The organism is Kitasatospora sp. NPDC059571 (assembly GCF_042735675.1).
Lineage (GTDB): Bacteria > Actinomycetota > Actinomycetes > Streptomycetales > Streptomycetaceae > Kitasatospora.
In genome coordinates this window covers 1,825-6,273 of record NZ_JBHWBW010000464.1, presented here as the reverse complement: position 1 = coordinate 6,273, position 4,449 = coordinate 1,825, and the positions used below count along the sequence as shown (strand labels likewise).

Annotated in this window: 3 protein-coding genes; 2 read left to right on the top strand and 1 reads right to left on the bottom strand. The window is 75.6% G+C overall.

Features of this window, described 5'->3' with window-relative positions; translation table 11 throughout:
* Positions 1-127: 127 nt before the first annotated feature.
* A complete protein-coding gene (locus ACFV0G_RS32945) occupies positions 128-1,747 on the bottom strand; it encodes an ABC-F family ATP-binding cassette domain-containing protein (protein WP_380555941.1) in 1,620 nt (539 codons plus the stop codon).
* Between the two features lie 397 nt (positions 1,748-2,144).
* Here ACFV0G_RS32945 and ACFV0G_RS32940 point away from each other — a divergent pair, with 397 nt between their 5' ends.
* Both ACFV0G_RS32940 and ACFV0G_RS32935 read left to right on the top strand, forming a co-directional pair.
* Complete coding sequence (locus ACFV0G_RS32940; protein ID WP_380555939.1) at positions 2,145-2,642, top strand: DUF4232 domain-containing protein; 498 nt, start codon at positions 2,145-2,147, stop codon at positions 2,640-2,642.
* Between the two features lie 74 nt (positions 2,643-2,716).
* A complete protein-coding gene (locus tag ACFV0G_RS32935) occupies positions 2,717-4,354 on the top strand; it encodes an ABC-F family ATP-binding cassette domain-containing protein (protein ID WP_380555937.1) in 1,638 nt (545 codons plus the stop codon).
* Positions 4,355-4,449: the final 95 nt, after the last annotated feature.

Genomic DNA, 4,449 nt, shown 5'->3' with positions numbered 1-4,449 from the left:
CTCTGAGATGTGTATCAGAGACAGGGCAGGACCTGCGGGGCGCCGTCGCGTTCCGGCCGCCGCATCGGGCCGGCGCTCACCCCGGGTGGGCCGGCGCACCGGGGCGACCGTCACACCGCGCCGGCCCTCACATCGGGTCGACCGTGCGCAGCCCGCCGTCCAGCTCCAGCCACCGGGTGATGCCGATGGAGCGCAGGAACGGCAGGTCGTGGCTGGCCACCACCAGGGCGCCCCGGTAGCCGGCCAGGGCCTGGGTGAGCTGCCGGACACTGGCCAGGTCCAGGTTGTTGGTCGGCTCGTCGAGCAGCAGCAGCTGCGGTGGCGGGTCGGCCAGCAGCAGGGCCGCCAGGGTGGCCCGGAACCGCTCGCCGCCGGAGAGCGTGCCGGCCTCCCGGTCGGCGCGCTCCCCGCGGAACAGGAAGCGCGCCAGCCTGGCCCGGATCGCGTTCTCCCCCGCGGCCGGTGCGAACCGCCGCACATTGCCCACCACGCTGAGCGCGTCGTCGAGCAGATCGAGCCGCTGCGGCAGGTGGCGCAGCGGTACCGGGGTGAGCACCTCGCCCTCCACCGGGGCCAGTTCGCCCGCGATCGCGCGCAGCAGGGTGGTCTTGCCGGCGCCGTTGCGGCCGACCAGCGCCACCCGCTCCGGACCGCGCAGCTCCAGGTCGGCGGGCCGCCCGGCGAGCGCACCGTGCGCGAGCCGGACCCGGTCGAGGGTGAGCACGGTGCGCCCGGCGGGCACCGCGGTGCGGGGCAGGTCGATCCGGATCTCCGCGTCGTCCCGGACGGCCTCCTCCGCGGTGGTGAGCCGCTCCTTGGCGTCGGCGAGCCGGTCGGCGTGCATCCCGCGCACCCGGCCGGCGGTCTCCTGGCCCTGCCGCTTGAACGCCCCGGCGAAGATCTTCGGGTCGTTGCGGGTGACCGACCGCTTCTTGCCGTACGCCGCGCTGCGCTCCAGCCGGCTCCTGGCCTCCACCAGGTCCCGCTGCTGGCGGCGGACGTCCGCCTCGGCGTTGCGCACCAGCCGCTCGGCGGTCTCCTGCTCGGCGGCCAGCGCCCGCTCGTAGGCGTCGTAGTTGCCGCCGTACCAGGTGACCGTGCCGTCCCGGAGGTCGGCGATCTGGTCGACGTGGGCGAGCAGTTCGCGGTCGTGGCTGACCACCACCAGGACGCCGCGCCAGGCGGCGACCGCCTCGTACAGCCGGGCGCGGGCCCAGCGGTCGAGGTTGTTGGTCGGCTCGTCGAGCAGCAGGACGTCCGGGCGGCGCAGCAGCAGCGCGGCCAGGTGGAGCAGGACCGCCTCGCCGCCGGAGAGTTCGCCGGTGGTGCGGTCCAGGCCGAGGTGGCCGAGGCCGAGCCGGTCGAGGGTCTCCCGGGCGCGCTCCTCGACGTCCCAGTCGTCGCCGACGGCGGTGAAGTGCCGCTCGTCCGCGTCGCCGGACTCGATGGCGTGCAGGGCCTCGCGGGCGGCGCGGATGCCGAGCGCCTCGTCGACCCGGGTGACGTGCGCCAGGGTGAGGCCCTGCGGCAGGTAGCCGATCTCGCCGGCGATCCGGACGGTGCCGGACGACGGGGTCAGCTCGCCGGCGATCAGCCGCAGCAGCGTGGACTTGCCCGCGCCGTTGAGGCCGATCAGTCCGGTGCGGCCGGGGCCGACCGCGAGGTGGAAGCCGCTGAGCACGGTGGCGCCGTCGGGCCACTCGAAGGACAGGTCGGTGCAGAGGATCGAGGTGGTGGGTTGAGCCATGGATGGCCTCCGGTGGTTGCTGCGATGGGAAGGGGAGCACCACGGGAGACACCGCGAGGAGCGGCGGGGAACGCGGGAAACGGGCCGGGGCACCCTGCTGGGCCGGCTCTCGTCCGAGGTCGCACGCTCGCACGCGCTCGACCGCCGGTGGACGGCGGGAGCAGTGGGCGGTGTCTCATGACCTCAGAAGAGCAACGGCCTTCTCCAGACGGGAGTGGGGTGGTCGGGCGGGAACCAGGCTAGGCGGGCCCGCACGGCGGCCGCAACGCGTTTTCCGCGGCCTCCCGGGGGCGGGCCCGGCACCGCCGCCGGAACCGCGCGCCGGGCCCGGGGCGTCCTGTCAGGTGTGGGCAGGCCTGCAGACGATGCCTGCCCGGCCCCGGACGGGGGACACACCATGATTCCCATCGGCAAGCGCACCCTGGCACTCGGCTCCGCGGCCGCCCTTCTCGCGGTGGGCGGAGCGATCGGCACGGCCGAGTCGGTCCAGGCGGCGTCCACGACCCCCACCTGCCAGGCCGGCGACCTCTACCTCGCCGTCGGCCAGCCCCAGGGGGCCGCGGGTTCCTTCCTCTACCCGGTGGAGTTCACCAACACCTCCACCCACTCCTGCGCCCTGCGCGGGTACCCCGGCGTCGCCGTGCTCGACGTCGGACACCACCAGATCGGCGCCCCGGCGGCCCGCAACGGCGTCCCGGTCTCCACGGTCGTCCTCGGCCCCGACCGCACGGCGGCGGCCACCATCCGCACCAACGACCCCGGGGTCGTGCCGACCTGCCGGGCGACGGCGGCCTACGTCGGCGTGATCCCGCCGGCCAGCACCACGCAGCTGCTCATCCCGTTCCACCTGCGGGTCTGCGGCGACTTCGAGATCAGCCCGGTGCAGACCGGCTGACCCGGCCCCGCCCCGGCCGGCGCCGCAGCCGCCCGGCCGGGGCGCTGCGGCGCTCCGCCTAGAATCGGGGCATCATGAGCGCCACTCTCGTAGTCAAGGACCTTGCCGCCGGCCACGGCGAGCGCACCCTCTTCGCCGGCCTGGACCTGGTGGTCGCCCCGGGCGACGTGATCGGCCTGGTCGGCGTGAACGGCGCCGGCAAGTCGACGCTGCTGCGGCTGCTGGCCGGCCTGGACACCCCGGAGGGCGGCTCGCTGCGGCTCAGCCCGCCGACCGCCAACGTCGGCCACCTGCCGCAGGAGCCGGAGCGCCGGCCCGGCGAGTCCGTCCGCGACTTCCTCGCCCGGCGCACCGGCGTGGCCGCCGCGCAGGCCGCGCTGGACGAGGCCACCGAGGGCCTGGTGGAGGGCCGTCCGGGCGCCGACGACGCGTACGCGGCGAGCCTGGACCGCTGGCTCGACCTCGGCGGCGCGGACCTGGAGGAGCGGGCCGAGGAGGTGGCGGACCAGCTCGGCCTGAAGGTCTCGCTGGACCTGCCGATGACGGCGCTCTCCGGCGGCCAGGCGGCCCGCGCGGGCCTGGCCTCGCTACTGCTCTCGCGCTACGACGTGTTCCTGCTGGACGAGCCCACCAACGACCTGGACCTGGACGGCCTGGAGCGGCTGGAGGCCTTCGTCAAGGGGCTGCGCGCCGGCACCGTGCTGATCAGCCACGACCGCGAGTTCCTGGCCCGCACGGTGACCCGGGTGCTGGAGCTGGACCTGCACCAGCAGCAGGTCAACCTGTACGGCGGCGGGTACGAGGCGTACCTGGAGGAGCGGGCGGTGGCCCGCCGGCACGCCCGTGAGCAGTACGACGACTACGCGGACACCAAGGCCTCGCTGGAGGCCCGCGCGCAGATGCAGCGCAACTGGATGGAGCACGGCGTCCGCAACGCCCGGCGCAAGGGCGGCGACAACGACAAGAAGGCCCGCGCGACGCGCGCCGAGTCCACCGAGAAGCAGGCCTCCAAGGCCCGCCAGACGCAGCGGATGATCGAGCGCCTGGACGTGGTGGAGGAGCCGCGCAAGGAGTGGGAGCTGCGGATGGAGATCGCGGCGGCGCCGCGCTCCGGCGCCGTGGTGGCCACCCTGCGCGGTGCGTCCGCGCAGCGGGGCGGCTTCGCCTTCGGCCCGGTCGACCTGCAGATCGACTGGGCGGACCGGGTGGCGATCACCGGGGCGAACGGCGCCGGCAAGTCGACGCTGCTGGCGGCGCTGCTCGGCCGGCTCGAACTCTCCGGCGGCAGCGCGGTGCTGGGCTCCGGCGTGGTGGTCGGCGAGGTCGACCAGGCGCGCGGCCTGTTCCTCGGCGACGTCCCGCTGGCGGACGCCTTCGCCGCCGCCGTGCCGGAGTTGACCGAGGAGGAGGTGCGCACGCTGCTGGCCAAGTTCGGCCTGAAGGCGGTCCACGTGCTGCGCCCGGCCGCATCGCTGTCACCCGGCGAGCGGACCCGTGCGGCGCTCGCCCTGCTGCAGGCCCGCGGGGTGAACCTGCTGGTGCTGGACGAGCCCACCAACCACCTGGACCTGCCCGCGATCGAGCAGCTGGAGTCGGCGCTCGCCTCGTACACCGGGACGCTGCTGCTGGTGACCCACGACCGGCGGATGCTGGAGTCGGTGACGGTCAACCGGCGGCTGGTGGTCGAGGACGGCCGGGTCCTGGAGCGCTGACCCCGTACGGCGGCGGCCGCGGGGGGGGGGGGGCGCGGGCCCGGGCCGCGCGGCCCCGCCCCGCCCGGCCCGCCCGCCCCCGGGCGACACCGGCG